Origin of the sequence: Mycolicibacterium komossense (assembly GCF_025822605.1) — a bacterium.
In the GTDB taxonomy this organism is placed as follows: domain Bacteria; phylum Actinomycetota; class Actinomycetes; order Mycobacteriales; family Mycobacteriaceae; genus Mycobacterium; species Mycobacterium komossense.
This window is the reverse complement of record NZ_JACKTY010000041.1, coordinates 82,676-97,025: the sequence shown is the minus strand read 5'-3', so window position 1 is coordinate 97,025 and position 14,350 is coordinate 82,676. Positions and strand designations below refer to the sequence as shown.

General features: G+C 64.5%; 13 protein-coding genes. 9 read left to right on the top strand and 4 right to left on the bottom strand.

The window, feature by feature from the left end; all coding sequences use genetic code 11:
* Nucleotides 1-107 precede the first annotated feature (107 nt).
* From H7J73_RS25780 to bla, 7 genes are all read left to right on the top strand, one after another.
* Complete coding sequence (locus H7J73_RS25780; protein WP_264070675.1) at nucleotides 108-647, top strand: RNA polymerase sigma factor; 540 nt, start codon at nucleotides 108-110, stop codon at nucleotides 645-647.
* Nucleotides 644-1,354 (top strand): Rieske (2Fe-2S) protein, encoded by a 711-nt coding sequence (locus tag H7J73_RS25775; protein ID WP_264070598.1) that lies wholly within the window; start codon nucleotides 644-646, stop codon nucleotides 1,352-1,354. Before H7J73_RS25780 ends, H7J73_RS25775 begins: the two co-directional genes overlap by 4 nt.
* 92 nt (nucleotides 1,355-1,446) lie before the next feature.
* A complete protein-coding gene (locus tag H7J73_RS25770) occupies nucleotides 1,447-1,893 on the top strand; it encodes a cupredoxin domain-containing protein (RefSeq protein WP_435405583.1) in 447 nt (148 codons plus the stop codon).
* Nucleotides 1,890-2,825, top strand: coding sequence for a metallophosphoesterase family protein (locus H7J73_RS25765; RefSeq protein ID WP_264070597.1), 936 nt, complete (start codon nucleotides 1,890-1,892; stop codon nucleotides 2,823-2,825). Before H7J73_RS25770 ends, H7J73_RS25765 begins: the two co-directional genes overlap by 4 nt.
* Nucleotides 2,822-3,193, top strand: a complete 372-nt coding sequence (locus tag H7J73_RS25760; RefSeq protein WP_264070596.1) for a hypothetical protein — start codon at nucleotides 2,822-2,824, stop codon at nucleotides 3,191-3,193. Before H7J73_RS25765 ends, H7J73_RS25760 begins: the two co-directional genes overlap by 4 nt.
* Nucleotides 3,194-3,445: 252 nt before the next feature.
* A complete protein-coding gene (locus tag H7J73_RS25755; RefSeq protein WP_264070594.1) occupies nucleotides 3,446-5,314 on the top strand; it encodes a potassium transporter Kup in 1,869 nt (622 codons plus the stop codon).
* Between the two features lie 6 nt (nucleotides 5,315-5,320).
* Nucleotides 5,321-6,232, top strand: coding sequence for a class A beta-lactamase (gene bla / locus H7J73_RS25750; protein WP_264070592.1), 912 nt, complete (start codon nucleotides 5,321-5,323; stop codon nucleotides 6,230-6,232).
* 10 nt (nucleotides 6,233-6,242) lie between these two features.
* Here bla and H7J73_RS25745 read toward each other — a convergent pair whose 3' ends face one another.
* Together H7J73_RS25745 and H7J73_RS25740 are read right to left on the bottom strand one after the other, a co-directional pair.
* The gene (locus tag H7J73_RS25745) at nucleotides 6,243-9,050 is read right to left on the bottom strand and encodes an MMPL/RND family transporter (protein WP_264070673.1); all 2,808 of its coding nucleotides are present in this window, start codon (nucleotides 9,048-9,050) and stop codon (nucleotides 6,243-6,245) included.
* Between the two features lie 220 nt (nucleotides 9,051-9,270).
* The gene (locus tag H7J73_RS25740) at nucleotides 9,271-11,139 is read right to left on the bottom strand and encodes a fatty acyl-AMP ligase (protein ID WP_264070591.1); all 1,869 of its coding nucleotides are present in this window, start codon (nucleotides 11,137-11,139) and stop codon (nucleotides 9,271-9,273) included.
* A gap of 198 nt (nucleotides 11,140-11,337) precedes the next feature.
* Here H7J73_RS25740 and H7J73_RS25735 point away from each other — a divergent pair, with 198 nt between their 5' ends.
* Both H7J73_RS25735 and H7J73_RS25730 read left to right on the top strand, forming a co-directional pair.
* Nucleotides 11,338-11,565, top strand: coding sequence for an antitoxin (locus tag H7J73_RS25735; RefSeq protein ID WP_264070672.1), 228 nt, complete (start codon nucleotides 11,338-11,340; stop codon nucleotides 11,563-11,565).
* Complete coding sequence (locus H7J73_RS25730; RefSeq protein WP_264070590.1) at nucleotides 11,562-11,966, top strand: TA system VapC family ribonuclease toxin; 405 nt, start codon at nucleotides 11,562-11,564, stop codon at nucleotides 11,964-11,966. The genes H7J73_RS25735 and H7J73_RS25730 overlap by 4 nt, the downstream gene beginning before the upstream one ends.
* Here H7J73_RS25730 and H7J73_RS25725 read toward each other — a convergent pair.
* Together H7J73_RS25725 and H7J73_RS25720 are read right to left on the bottom strand one after the other, a co-directional pair.
* Nucleotides 11,944-13,380, bottom strand: a complete 1,437-nt coding sequence (locus H7J73_RS25725; RefSeq protein WP_264070589.1) for an FAD-binding oxidoreductase — start codon at nucleotides 13,378-13,380, stop codon at nucleotides 11,944-11,946. The two genes, H7J73_RS25730 and H7J73_RS25725, sit on opposite strands and share 23 nt — an antisense overlap.
* Nucleotides 13,381-13,383: 3 nt before the next feature.
* The gene (locus H7J73_RS25720) at nucleotides 13,384-14,274 is read right to left on the bottom strand and encodes a LysR family transcriptional regulator (RefSeq protein WP_264070588.1); all 891 of its coding nucleotides are present in this window, start codon (nucleotides 14,272-14,274) and stop codon (nucleotides 13,384-13,386) included.
* Nucleotides 14,275-14,350: the final 76 nt, after the last annotated feature.

The following is a 14,350-nucleotide window of genomic DNA, read 5'->3' as shown; positions in this document are numbered from 1 at the left end:
TGCGACCTTCCTGTGAGTTCGAGGTGTAACCCAGATGCCTATTGATAGTCGGAGTGCACGATGTAGGCGAACGGACATTTCACGTGAACAGGCGGACTGATCTTGTGGTGGTGGACCGTGACCCCGACGCCCCGCGCGTGCTGAAGGCGGTGCCCAGCGAGCGGTATACGGATTGGAATGCGGTCTACCAGGACAACGTGACCTGGGTGTACCGCACGATCTTCGCGCGCGTCGGCAATCAGGCCGACGCCGAGGACCTGACGGCCGAAGTGTTCCTGGCCGCGCTGAAGCCGTTGAAGATCACCGCATCGATGGCAGAGGTTCGCGCGTATCTGCGGGCCACGGCGCGGACCGTGCTCGCGGCGCACTGGCGCCAGACCTTGGGGCGTGAGATCACCACGATCGACGAGCTCGACGTGGCCGCCCCCGATACCGAAGAGGCGATCAGCACCGCGCCCGAGCGAGTCGGGGAGGTGCTGGAGATGCTGCCCGACAACTATCGCCGGATCCTGGAACTGCGCTTCCTGCATGGCCGTTCGATCAAAGATTCGGCGACGTCGATGAGGATCAGCGTCGCGAACGCCAAAGTGTTACAGCATCGGGCTTTACGCTTGGCGGCACAGGTCACGAAGGAGGGCGAGCGATGAACGCGCGAGGAATGCGGCGCTACATTGACGACCTCGTGGCAGGTCGCCGCCCGAAGTCGTTCGAGCCGGACGACTTTGAGGCCGATCAGATCCGCGCGGCCATCGGTCTGCAGGCCGCCCGCCCGGGTGCTGACGCGCCACGTCCGGAGTTCTTAGCCGATCTGCAGAGCCGGATCGCAGCACAGATGGGGGAGTCCGACCCGGTGCCCGATGCCGAAGTCCGGAAGCTGCCCTCGGCCACCCGCCGTCAGGTCATGGTCGGTACCTCCGCGGCTGCAGCGGCTGCGGTCGCCGCGGTGGCCGTCGACCGGCTGGTCATTCGCAACGACGAGGCGCCGGCCACGGCCGGCGGCGAGCTGACTCCGAACGACGGCAGCTGGCAGGTCGTCGGCAAGAGCGACGAGGTCGTCGATGACGGGACGATGCATTCGTTCGAGGTGGGTTCGGTAATCGGCTTTGTCCGTCGCGTCGACGGCAAGCCGGAGGCGGTATCCGGAGTGTGCACGCACCAGGGCTGCAAGCTGTGGTTCGACAAGCCCGATGACCGGCTGCGCTGCCCCTGCCACTCGACATCGTTCTCGCCGGAGGGACAGGTGCTGACGCATCAGTTGTCGATTTCGCCTGCGCCACTGCCGAAGTTGGAGGTTCGCGAAGCCGACGGGGTGATCCAGGTGTTCGCCCCGGCGGAGCCGACCGAACCGGCCTGACGGTGTAACCCTCCGCCCTATCTCTTGGTGAGCGGTCCACAGCTCTGGACCCGCAGACCACATCAAAGGGGTGCACCGTGTTTCGAATACTCATGCTCACAACACTTTCGGCGGCGCTGGTTCTGGCGGGTTGTTCAACCACCACCGCCGCGACCGCACCGCCGTCGCTGACGCTGGTCACCCAATCCGGTGCCACACCCGGTATGCAGGGCATGTCGTCGATGACCGGGATGCCGGAGATGACGGCGCCGTCCGGTGCGGCAGCCGATGCTCCTGCGCCAGCGGGCCCAAATGCGTTGAACATCAACAACTTTGCGTTCGCCCCGGCAACGTTGACCATTCCGGTCGGCACAACGGTCACCTGGACCAACAAGGATGAGGAACCGCACACGGTGGTCAGCAACGACGGGACGACGTTCCACTCGCCTGGAATGGGCATCAACGGCACCTTTACGTTCACCTTCACGAATGCGGGCACATTCGACTATGTGTGCTCGATCCATCCGTTCATGCACGGCTCTGTGGTGGTGACCAAATGAGCGAGCAGCAGGATCCGCAGGGCATGACGCGGCGTCAGCTGATGAGGCATTCAGCCTGGTTCGGAGCCGCCGTTGTGCTGACGGTGGCCGGCGGCGAGGTGATCTCCCACGTCGCGGGCTCGGCCGGTTCGGCGGATGCCGCGGGAGCTGCCCGTCCGACGCTGCGGTTCGCCCAAATCAGTGACAGCCATATCGGTTTCACCGGAACCGCCAACACGAATGTCACTGAGACGTTCACCGACGCGATCGGCCAGATCAACAAACTGGGGTACACCCCAGACTTCGTCATCCACACCGGCGACCTGACTCATCTGGCCACCGCCGAGCAGTTCGATCAGGTCAAGCAGATGATGACCGGCCTCAACACGCCGCACATCTTCACTGTTCCGGGGGAGCACGACACCATCGACTTCGGTTCGTATCAGAGGGCTTTCGGTGCGGGCACCCTCGGTGACGGGTGGTACAGCTTCGACACCGCGGGGGTGCATGTCATTGCGTTGGTGAACACGTTGAATCTCAAGAAGCTCGGCCATCTCGGCGCCGATCAGCTGGAGTTCATCAAGAAAGATGTCGCCAGCCTGTCCAGTGACACTCCGATTGTCGTGTTCAGTCACATCCCGCTGTTCGCGATGTATCCGGACTGGGGTTGGGGGACCGACGACGCCATCCAGGCGCTGAGCTATCTGCGGCGGTTCTCATCGGTGACGTGTCTGAACGGGCATGTGCACCAGCTGTTTACCAAGACCGAAGGCAACGTCACGTTCCACAGTGGAACGACCACGGCCTATCCGCTGCCCAAGCCGGGGGATGGCCCCGCGCCGAAGCCGCTGACCCTGCCGGCCGGAAAACTGCACGACGCGCTGGGTATCCGCGAAATCAGCTACACCAAGGGCACCGACGCCCTGGCGTTGAAAGAGCAGGTGCTGACATGAGAAATGAGAAGAAGATGAAGTTCCGATCGTCACTACGCATTGCTGCCGGCGTCGCCGTTGCCGCCGGGCTCGCATTGGGGGTAGCACCCGTGGCTGCCGCGGCGGCAGCGATGCCGTCGGGCGGGGCCGATCCCTACGTGCCTGCAGGCACCAACCCGATGGTCCCGTATGGGGCTGACGCCGCACAGATATACGGCGCCAACCCCTTCGGCGGAAACGGACCCGACCCCGCGCAGATCTACGGCGGCGGTCTCAGCCCCAGCCCGTTCGTAGCTACGGGACCGGACCCGTCCACACCCGTCGGCACCAACCCCTTCGTTCCGTTCGGGCCCAACCCCTTTGTGCCGTTCGGGACGCAGTCACAGTAAGGGGGCACCGTCATGTAGTAGATGATCTGTACTCCCGTCACCGAAACTGGTTATCGCTTTGCCCGTCTACTCAGCGAATCGCACATTCGGTCAGTAGACGGGCATTCTGATTGGTCGGCGTACGGTTGAGCGGCTACCGCCACGGGTATCAGATGCCGACAACGGACGAGGAGTTCGCCAGTGCAACCGACGGCCACCGATGCGCCATCCACTCGCCTGTCGCACGCTCCACAGAAACTTCGACTTGCTGTCGTGATCGCAGCCCTCGGTGTCGTCTTCGGCGATATCGGGACCAGTCCGATCTACACGATCCAGACTGTTTTCGACCCCACGGACCCGCATCCCGTCCCCATCAGCACCGACAATGTGTACGGCATTGTGTCGCTGATCTTTTGGTCAGTGATGATCATCGTCACGCTGACCTACGTCACTCTGATCATGCGCGCCGACAACGACGGTGAGGGCGGCATCATGGCGCTCATCACGATGTTGCGGCGATGGAATGTGGCTCGTGGCCGCAAGTCGGCGACGATACTGGCGGCGCTGGGTCTGTTCGGTGCCTCCCTGTTCTTCGGTGACAGCATGATCACCCCGGCGATCTCGGTGTTGTCCGCGGTCGAGGGCCTCAAGACCGTCGAGCCGAGCCTGGAGAAATGGATAATCCCGATCACGGCGGTGATCATCGTGGTGCTGTTCGCCGTCCAGCGCCAGGGCACCGCCGCTGTCGGGCGTTTCTTCGGGCCGGTCATGATCCTGTGGTTCACTGCCATCGGAGCCTGCGGGATCACCGGCATCGTCGGGCATCCGGAAATCCTCAAGGCGCTCTCGCCGACGTACGCGTTGTCGTTCATGTTCGGGCACTTCCACATCGCTTTCTTCGCGCTCGCCGCCGTCGTGCTCGCGGTCACCGGCGCCGAAGCCCTGTACGCCGACATGGGACACTTCAGCAGAAGGCCGATCCTGCTGGGCTGGCTATTCCTTGTGCTGCCGGCCTGCGTCCTCAGTTACTTCGGCCAGGGCGCACTGGTGCTGGGCGACGAAAGCAAAGTCAGCGCGCCGTTTTTCCTACTCACTCCCGAGTGGGCGCGCCTGCCGATGGTGTTGCTGGCCACCGCTGCGACCGTCATCGCGTCCCAAGCGGTGATCACCGGCGCGTTCTCGGTAGCGTCACAGGCCGTTCAGCTTGGCTACCTGCCGAGGCTGCGGGTGGTGCATACCTCGGCGAAGGCCTACGGCCAGATATACGTGCCGTCGATGAACGGCATTCTGATGGTCGGCGTCCTGGTGCTGGTCTTCTCATTCAAGAGTTCGGCCGCACTGGCCTATGCGTTCGGCATGGCCGTGACCGGAACGATCACCATCTCCACCATTCTCTTCCTCTACATCGCACGTACCCGATGGCACACCCCGCTGTGGGTGGTGCTGATCGGCGGCGGCGCGCTCGTCGTCGTCGACCTGCTGTTTCTGGCGGCGAATCTCACCAAGCTGGTGCACGGGGCCTGGCTTCCGCTGCTGATCGCCTTGGTCGCATTCACGATCATGCGGACCTGGGAACGGGGACGCATCATCACCACCAAGGCTCGCGAAGAAGCCGAAGGATCACTTCGCGAGTTCATCGACCAAATCGCCGACTGCCAGCCACCATTGGCTCGAGTTCGGGGTACCGCTGTCTTTCTCAACCGCGGCAAGGAAACTGCGCCGCTGGCGATGCGAGCGAATGTCGAGCACAACCACGTGCGCCATGAGCACGTGATCATCCTGTCCATCGTCACAGTCCCGGTGCCGCGGGTTCCGGACGCCGAGCGGCTTGACGTCGACGCCCTCGGTTTTGAGGAAGACGGCATCATTCACGTCACCGCGCACATCGGCTACATGGAAGCACCGGACGTCGCTGCCATCCTTCGACTGCTCGATGCGGAGCAGACCGAAGGCCAGATCGCCGTCGACGAGGCGTCGTACTTCCTGTCGAAGCTGGAACTGGCCCGGGGCAAGGAGAAAACCATGCCGGGTTGGCGCAAACGTCTGTTCATCGCCACCTCGAAGTTCAGCGCCGATGCCAGCGTGTACTTCGGCCTGCCGCAGGAGCGCACCGTGATCATGGGCGAGCGGATCGAAGTCTAGGCAGTCATGACAGCTCTGACTCGCCGCTCCGCACTGCACGCCGGGTTGACGGCGTTGACTGCCGTGGCGGCGGGATCCGCCCTCCCGCGGGCGCAGGCCGCACCGGCCAGCCCCGACCCGCATCACCAACTGGCCGCCGTCGAGCAGAAGCTCCGCGGCCGGCTCGGGGTGTATGCAGTCGATACGGCGTCCGGCGCCTCGGTGGGGTATCGCGCCGACGAACGCTTCCTGTTGTGCTCGACGGGCAAGGCGCTGACGGTCGCTGCGATCCTTCAGCGGTCCGAGGCGGACCCGGGTCTGCTGGATCTTGTGATCGCCTACGGGCCGGCGGATGTTCTGGCGTATGCACCGGTGACCTCGCTGCACGTGGACCAGGGCATGACGGTCGCCGCGCTGTGCGACGCCGCGATCACCGTCAGCGACAACACCGCCGCCAACCTGTTGGTTGCGCTGCTGGGTGGGCCTGCGGCGGTGACTGCCTTTGCGCGATCTCTGGGCGACAACGTCACCCGGATCGACCGGATCGAACCCGACCTGAACGTCGCCGCTCCCGGCGACCTGCGCGATACGTCGACGCCGGCGCAGATGGCCAACAATCTGCGGACGTTGGCTCTCGGCGACGCCCTGGCCCCCGGCCCACGCGACACGCTCGTCGGCTTGCTCAAAGCTAACACCACCGGCGACAACACGATTCGAGCCGGAGTGCCGCACGGCTGGGTGGTCGGTGACAAGACCGGCTCGGGTGCGCAGGGGGAGAGTAACGACATCGCCGTCGTGTGGCCGCCGGATCGCGCACCACTGGTCATCGCCGTCTACACCGCGCCTGCCGATCCGCATCCAGCGACCGAACAGTCGCACGCGATCATCGCGCAGGCTGCTGGTATTGCGGCGACGGCGCTGGTGCCGGGGATGCTCTGAGAGGCAGCCCTCAGGCTGACGAGTCAGAGGGCACCTTCGGCCACGGCGCCGGCACCGGCCGGGGACGCACCATCTGCGGCCACCAGAACCACTTGCCGAATATCGCGGCGATGGCCGGCGTCATGAACGCGCGGACCACCAGGGTGTCGAACAACAGGCCAAGGCCGATCGTCGTGCCCACCTGCGCGACCACCGTCAGTTCACTGACCGCCATGGACATCATCGTGAACGCGAACACCAAACCTGCTGCGGTGACGACAGATCCGGTACCGCCCATAGCGCGGATAATGCCGGTGTTGATGCCGGCCGGGATCTCCTCTTTGAGCCGGGCAATCAACAGCAGGTTGTAGTCGGCACCGACCGCCAACAGGATGATGACCGCCATCGCCATCACCATGAAGTGCAGCTCGATGCCCAGGATGTGTTGCCACAGCAGGACCGACAGACCAAACGACGCACCGAGGGAAAGCACCACTGTGCCCACGATCGTCGCCGCGGCGATGAGGCTGCGGGTGATCAGCAACATGATGATGAAGATCAGGATCAGTGCCGAGATCCCGGCGATCAGCAGGTCGTAGTTGTTGCCCTCCTGCATGTCCTTGAACACCGACGCAGTGCCGCCGATGTAGATCTTCGAGCCCGCCAACGGCGTGCCCTTCATCGCCTCTTTCGCGGCCTGTTTGATGGCGTCGATGCGTTCGATTCCGGCCGCGCTCAACGGGTCACCGTCGTGGGAGATGATGAATCGCACCGCGTGGCCGTCGGGGGAGATGAAGCTCTTCATGCCGCGCTTGAAGTCGGAGTTGTTGAAGATTTCGGGCGGCAGGTAGAACGAATCGTCGTTCTTGGCGTCGTTGAACGCCTTGCCCATGGCCTCGGAGTTCTCGGACATCGCCGCGCCGCGGTCCAGCTGCCCCTTCTGAGTCGCGTACATCTTGAGCATCGACTCTTTGGAGTTCTTCATCGTCTGGTTCATCTGCGGCATCAGCTCCAGCAGCTGCGGCATCAGTGCGTCGAGCTTCTGCAACTGCGGGACGAGCAGCTGGATGTCGTCAGTGGTGGTGTCGATACCGTCGAGGGTGTCGAAGGTCGAGCGGATCGACCAGCACATCGGGATGTCGAAGCAGTGCGGCTCCCAGTAGAGGTAGTTGCGCAGCGGCCGGATAAAGTCGTCGAAATCGGCGATGTGGTCCCGTAATTGGGCGATGTCGACGGCCATGTTCTGGGTGCTGGTCACCATCTCATGGGTGACCGCACTCATCTCGGTCATGATTTCCGTCATGCGGTCGGTGGTGTCGATCGACTTCTGCATCTCGTCGGCCTGCACGAGCATGTTGTCGATCATGTTCTCGTTGTAGCGCAGGTTCATCTTCTGGTTCATGTTGCCCATGCTCATCTGGGCGGGAATGGTGCTGAACGCCAGCGGTTTACCGTCCGGGCGGGTGATGGCCTGCACGCTGCCGATGCCGGGGACCGCGAAGACGGCCTTGGCGATCTTGTTAATCACCAGGAAGTCCGCCGAGTTGCGCAGATCGTGGTCGGTCTCGATGAGCAGCAGTTCCGGGTTCATCTTCGACGACGAGAAGTGCCGTTCGGCCGCGGCGAAGCCCTCGTTGGCGGGCAGATCCTGCGGCAGGTAGTTGCGGTCGTTGTAGTTGGGCTGGTAGCCGGGCAGGGTGATCAGCCCGACCAGCGAGATGGCGACCGTCGCGATCAGCACCGGCACCGGCCAGCGGACGATCAACGCACCGAGCCGTCGCCACCCACGAATGCGCATGGCGCGCTTGGGTTCCAACAGGCCGAACCGGCTCGCGACGGTGATGACCGCCGGCCCCAATGTCAGCGACACCAGCACCGCCACCGTCATGCCGCAGGCCAGCGGGATGCCCAGGGTGGTGAAGTACGGCAGATTGGTGAAGTGCAGGCAGAACGTCGCGCCCGCGATCGTCATACCCGAGGCCAGCACCACATGCGCGGTGCCGTGGAACATCGTGTAGTACGCCTGTTCTCGGTCCTCGCCGACGGCCCGGGCCTCCTGATATCGGCCGATCAGGAAGATCGCGTAATCCGTCGATGCGGCGATGGCGAGCGTCACCAGCAGGTTGGTCGCGAATGTCGAGAGCCCGATGACGTCGTGGTAGCCGAGGAAGGCGACAATCCCGCGCGACGCCGACAGCGTCAGCACCACCATCGCCAACTGGATCAGCACCGTGACGATCGAGCGGTACACCAGCAGCAGCATGACGATGATGACGCCGAAGGTGGCGTACTCGATCATCTTGACGCTGCGGTCACCGGCGATCTGCTGATCAGCAGCCAGCGCCGACCCGCCGGTGACGAACACCTTGAGCCCGGGTGGGGGAGTCAGGCCCTTGACGATGTCCTGCGCGGCCTTCACCGAATCGTTGGCCAGCGCCTCGCCCTGGTTACCGGCGAGATAGACCTGGACGTAGGCGGCGCGGCCGTCGGGGCTCTGCGCACCCTGACTCGTCAGCGGGTCGCCCCAGAAGTCCTGCACGTGCTCGACGTGAGTCTTGTCCGCCTCCAGCTTGGCGATCATCTGGTTGTAGAACTCGTGGTCGGCGTCGCCGAGGGGGTGATCGCTTTCCAGCACGATCATCGCGGAGCTGTCGGATTTGTACTCGTCGAAGACCACCCCGACGCGTTTCATCGCGATCACCGACGGCGCGGTTTCGGGGCTCATCGACACCGAGCGCTCCTGGCCGACGACTTCGAGCTGCGGGACCGCGACGTTGGACAGTGCGACGATCGCTATCCAGCCGATGATGATGGGGATCGCCAGCCGGCGGATCCACATCGCCAGACCGCCGTGCTTGGAGTGCAGCTTCGGCGGGGGCTCGGTGGTGGGAGCGGTCACCGACGCGACCTTCGCGCTGCCGAAGGTGCCATGTCAACGCGCCAACTGAGCACTTCGGCGAAGCTCCCTACTACCGTCACGGGTCAAATATGTCCGACCCTTGATACCAGATTAGGTTCGCTAAGTGTGCGATCCATCGCACGAGAATACGACGGTTGGTCTACAACACAACTCGTCGTTGGAACTCGCCGGCCAGATAGCGCTCGCGCGCGGCGCCGCGGGCCAACTTTCCGCTGGTCGTGCGGGGGATGGTGCCGGCGGCCACCAGAAGCACATCGGCAATGGGCAACGCGTGGAAGCGCGAGACCGCGGCGCGCACAGCTGAGGCGACGCCGGCCTGGGCGTCACGGCTGGCGCCGGCCGCGCGTTCGGCGATGACGATCAGCTTTTCGCCGTTGTCGCCGGGGGCGGCGTCCGGCAGCTCGTCGGCGCGGACGGAAAACGCGGTGACGTACCCGGACCGCACGGCGGGCGACGCGGCCGAGACCGTCGCCTCGATGTCCTGGGGGTAGTGGTTGCGGCCGTCGAGAATGATGAGGTCTTTGCTTCGGCCGGTGATGTAGAGCTCGTCGTCGACGTAGACCCCGAGATCGCCGGTACGCAGCCAGAGCGCATTGTGGGGGGCGCCGTCGGCGTGGCTGTGATCGAGGCGGGTCTGCAGCTTGTTCTTGAAGACGACTTCAGTCTCTTGTTCGCGGCCCCAGTAGCCGGAGCCGATGTTGTCGCCGTGCAGCCAGATCTCACCGATCTGGCCGTCGGCGAGTTCGGCGCCGTCGGTGGCGTCGGCGATGACGGCCCACTGATTGATGATGGCCTGGCCGCAGGACACCTGCGGAACCGCGCAGTCGGCGGTGGGGTCGACCAGCAGGGCCCGGTTCTGCGCGAGCTCGTCGCGGTCGAGGTAAATCGCCGACGGCGCGGCGTCGATGGCGATGGTCGCGACCGACAGGGTGGCCTCGGCCATGCCATAGGACGGTTTGATGGCCGTGGCGGGGAAGCCGTACGGCGCGAACGCTTTCGTGAATCGTTCGATGGCGCCGAGGGTGACCGGTTCGGAACCGTTGAGCAGACCCGCGACATTACTGAGGTCGAGGCTCTCGCCCTGGGGCGGTAGGCCACGCTCCGCGGCCAGGTCGAACGCGAAGTTCGGGGCGGCGGCGAACGTGCGGCCGTACACCGATTCATTGGCGAGTTGGCGGATCCAGCGGTAGGGCCGGCGCACGAACGCCAGCGGCGACATCAGCGTGATCTGACCGCCGCACAGCGCCGGGATCATGACCATCATCAGGCCCATGTCGTGATAGAGCGGCAGCCAGCTGACGCTGCGCACGTCGTGGTCCAGGCCGCCGGCGATGACCATCTGCAACACATTCGTACAGACCGCGCGGTGGCTGATCTCGACGCCGGCCGGGGTCCGGGTCGAACCCGACGTGTACTGCAAATACGCGATCTCATCGGTGTGCGCGGCGTGCGGCGTGAAGGTGGCACCGACCGAGTCGGGAACGGCGTCGACGGCGATCACCCGGGCGCGCTCGACGGGCTTGAGTGCCCGCTGGATCTTGCGGACCTCTTCGGCGGCCGGAGTGGTGGTGAGGATGACGGTTGGCTGCGCGTCGGTCACGACAGCCTCGAGGCGTTCGATGTGCCCAGCCATTTCCGGGGCGAATAGCGGGACGGCGATGGTGCCCGCTTCGATGGCGGCGAAAAAGCCGACCACGTAGTCCAAGCCCTGTGGCGCGAGGACCGCGACGCGGTCACCAGGGGTCGTGACCTGCTGCAATCGGCCAGCGACGGCCCGCACCCGGGCGCCGAGCTCGGTCCAGCTCAAGGTGATGGCGACGCCGTCGCGGTCGTGGGTGTAATCCAGAAAGCGGTAGGCCGGGGTGTCGCCGAAGGTGGCCGCGTTGCGGTTGAGATATTTGGTGAGCGTGGCGTCATCGGGCAGCGCGATATCACCGGCTTCATCGAGGTACTCGCTGACCGCGATGGCGGTGGCACTGCTGGTGGCTATCAAGGCTTCCCGACCCATCCCGTCCACGCTAGTAGACGGTCTAAGGATATCGGGGATGCCGGCGGTGTGGTGATGGGCACTCTGTGGCACCGGTGTAATTTACGTCACTGTCAGATTGGGTCAATGCTTCGAGCGGCCACGAGGCTGAGTGCCCTATAGGAGGCAACCCGCATTTTCGCATCTTCGCATCATGATGTGCTGATGCTAGAATTGGTTGTGCGCACCACCATTGATTTACCCGACGACCTGCATAAACAGGCGCAAGCGATAGCCCGTGACACGCACCGGACCATGAGTCAGATAGTGGCTGATCTGATGCGTCGCGGATTGAACACCGCCAGTGCACGCCCTACATCTACCGACCCACGCACTGGTTTACCCGTGGTCAGTGTGGGGCGAGTGGTCACTTCCGAAGACGTCCGGTCCCTGGAAGACGAGGAATGAACGCATTGCTCGACAGCAATGTCCTCATCGCACTGGTTGTCGCTGAGCATGTACATCACGACCACGCCGCGGCGTGGCTGTCCGATTTCGACGGAGGTTTCGCGACCTGTCCGATCACTCAGGGCAGCCTGGTTCGATTCTTGCTGAGATCGGGTCAATCCTCGGCGACTGCTCAGGCGGTGGTCGGCGGTATCGAAGAATCCGCACGTCACGAATTCTGGTCCGACGAAATATCTTTCGCCGATGTGCAGCTCGCCGGAGTAATTGGGCATCGGCAGGTCACTGACGCGTATCTTGCTCAGCTTGCACGCAGTCGTGGCGGACATTTGGCGACGTTCGACGGTGGGCTGGCGCACCTACATGGTGATGTGGCTGTTCTCATCCCAGATCTGACACCATGACCGCACCGGGGTCGGTTTGAGCACGAACGCCTCGGAGCCGAGCCAGGTTCGAACCAAAATATCGGGTGGCTGAGTTACCCGGCTCAAGGTAATTCACATACCCACCAACTGAATTCGTCCCCAGTGCTGAGTGGGCGGTGCTTAACCACTCGGTCGCCTCAGGCGCCGGAGCCTCCGTGTACCACTGCAGGCAGGCGGCCTGCCGCCGCCACGGAAACGCTGAATCGCCGACGGCCACATCCTGCACCGCGCCGTCCAATGACTCCACCACGGCAGTCGCCGACCCGGCCGCCGAGGGCCAGGCCGACATCGCTGCGACAATCGCCTCCGCAGCGTCTGAAGTCATCTCGCCAACGATGTCCGATCCCGCCGTGAATGCCCGTGGCCGCACCGCGTCCGTTCCGCCGGCGAAGTAGTTGACGAACGCCATGTGGTCCAGCATCTGACCCGAATTACTCAGCGGAGCAACACCTATCGCGGCAGTCAGATCGCGAGCCAAAGATGGTCCAGAGCCCGGGGAAGTCGCCAGGATGACGCTGCACCGCCAATCCGAACCGACCGTCACATTGACCATGCTCCACACCGACCGCTCGGCACCAAGAAGCCAGTGATGCCAGCCGTGAATTACCTGCGCAGTCGCGGCCTGAGGGAAGGTCAGCGTGACCACATCGCGATCGCCTGTCTCGAACGTGCGGAGTGTAAACGAGGTTGCCACGCCGATATTCGCGCCACCGCCGCGCAGCGCCCAGAACAAGTCCGGCTCACTGTCGGCCGACACAGTCACCAGGTTGCCAGAGGGCAGCACCACTGACACCGATGCCAGCGCGTCACACGTCAACCCATGCCGTCGCGCCTCGGAGCCCAAACCGCCGCCCAGCGTCAGACCGGCAACCCCGACTGAAGGACAACTCCCGGTCGGAATCGACCGGCTATAGGGGGCAAGCGCAGTCTGTACCGACATCAGATTCGCGGCAGCCGGCACCGTCGCCAACCCGGACGCTGGATCGTAGGCAACGCCACCGGGCAGCCGCCGCAGATCTAGTACCAGAGCCCCGTCGGCGGCCGACGCACCGACATACGAATGTCCCCCGCTGCGGGCAGTCACCTTCACGCCACTGGACGAAGCAAAAGTCAGAGCCTTCTGCACATCCGACATCGAGCGCACCGCAACGACGGCCGCCGGGGTCGACGAGGCAAAGCGGGTGTTGAAAAGCCCCTTCGCCGAGGCGAAATCACTACTGGATGGTTGGACGACGCCGCCGTCCAGCGACGAACTCAGTGACGCCCAGTCAGGTGCCGCGTTGACCGGTGACGGGGGAGTCGACGATGTGGTCGCCCGGCACGAACTCAAGAGCAAGGCCGCCGAACCCAGCGCACCACGAACGAAGGTCTGTCGGGAGAGCTCGCTCGCCACGGCTCATTTCACCACTTCCGCGGCGTCCAGTGCCGCCAGCAGCGCCGTAACCGCCAGCCGCCGGTCCTGCGCGTTGCCCGCGATCACCAGGACGACGTCGTCGAGGTCGATGATCGGCACGAACGACAGCTCCGCGCCGCCGTGGGCCTGCGCAACGGACAAGCTCGTGATGGCCATTCCGCGCCCGGCGGTGACGAAAGCCAGCATCTCCTCGACGGTCGTCGCGGGCGGCCCGACGGTGTGCGGCTCACGTCGGCTGGGCCGCGGGTTGACAATCCAGAAGTCGCGGTCGGATGCCGCGTCGATGATCGGCTCGGCGTCGAGTTCGGCCAGCTCGAGGCGGTCGCGGCCGGCGAGGGGATGGTCGCGGCTGAACACCGCCACCCGGCTCACCCGGCGCAGGGTGACCACGCGCAGCTGCGGATCGGTGAAATTCTCCGGCACCTGCAGAAAGCACAGGTCGAGTGACCCGTTGCGCAGCGCATCGAGCTCTGCACCCCACGGCACATGCCGCAGACTCAGCGCCACCGCGAGCCGGTCGCACGTCGCCAGCAGGCGACTGGTCACGTCCCGCGGCGTGCTGCTGCCGAACCCGATGGCCAGCGGTGCCTCTCGCGCCACATTGCGCGTCGACTGCAACGCCCGCTCGATTCGTTGCAGAATGTCCGTCGCGGCGGGCAACAACACCTGCCCCGCCTCGGTCAGTGCCACCGAACGGGTCGAACCGCGAGGCCCACGATCGACCAGCGTGGTGCCGACGACCCTCTCCAGCCGCTCGATGCCCTGGCTCAGCGTCGGCTGGGCGACGTGCAATACCCGCGCAGCGTCGGTGAAGCTGCGCGCCTCGGCCAACCCGACGAAATAGCGCAGCAGCCGAAGATCTAGATCGGACACACCTAGCCCCTCCGAACGCCGCCAGCTGGCCTGATTGGTCAGGCCTATGAGCGCTGATTAAACGCCTATTCGCCAG

Excerpts from the sequence above, each read along its gene's own strand:
- H7J73_RS25775 (WP_264070598.1), top strand. The coding sequence starts at position 644 with ATGAACGCGCGAGGAATGCGGCGCTACATTGACGACCTCGTGGCAGGT.
- H7J73_RS25770 (WP_435405583.1), top strand. The coding sequence starts at position 1,447 with ATGCTCACAACACTTTCGGCGGCGCTGGTTCTGGCGGGTTGTTCAACC.
- H7J73_RS25765 (WP_264070597.1), top strand. The coding sequence starts at position 1,890 with ATGAGCGAGCAGCAGGATCCGCAGGGCATGACGCGGCGTCAGCTGATG.
- H7J73_RS25760 (WP_264070596.1), top strand. The coding sequence starts at position 2,822 with ATGAGAAATGAGAAGAAGATGAAGTTCCGATCGTCACTACGCATTGCT.
- bla (WP_264070592.1), top strand. The coding sequence starts at position 5,321 with ATGACAGCTCTGACTCGCCGCTCCGCACTGCACGCCGGGTTGACGGCG.
- H7J73_RS25745 (WP_264070673.1), bottom strand. The coding sequence starts at position 9,050 with ATGTGGATCCGCCGGCTGGCGATCCCCATCATCATCGGCTGGATAGCG.
- H7J73_RS25740 (WP_264070591.1), bottom strand. The coding sequence starts at position 11,139 with ATGGGTCGGGAAGCCTTGATAGCCACCAGCAGTGCCACCGCCATCGCG.
- H7J73_RS25730 (WP_264070590.1), top strand. The coding sequence starts at position 11,562 with ATGAACGCATTGCTCGACAGCAATGTCCTCATCGCACTGGTTGTCGCT.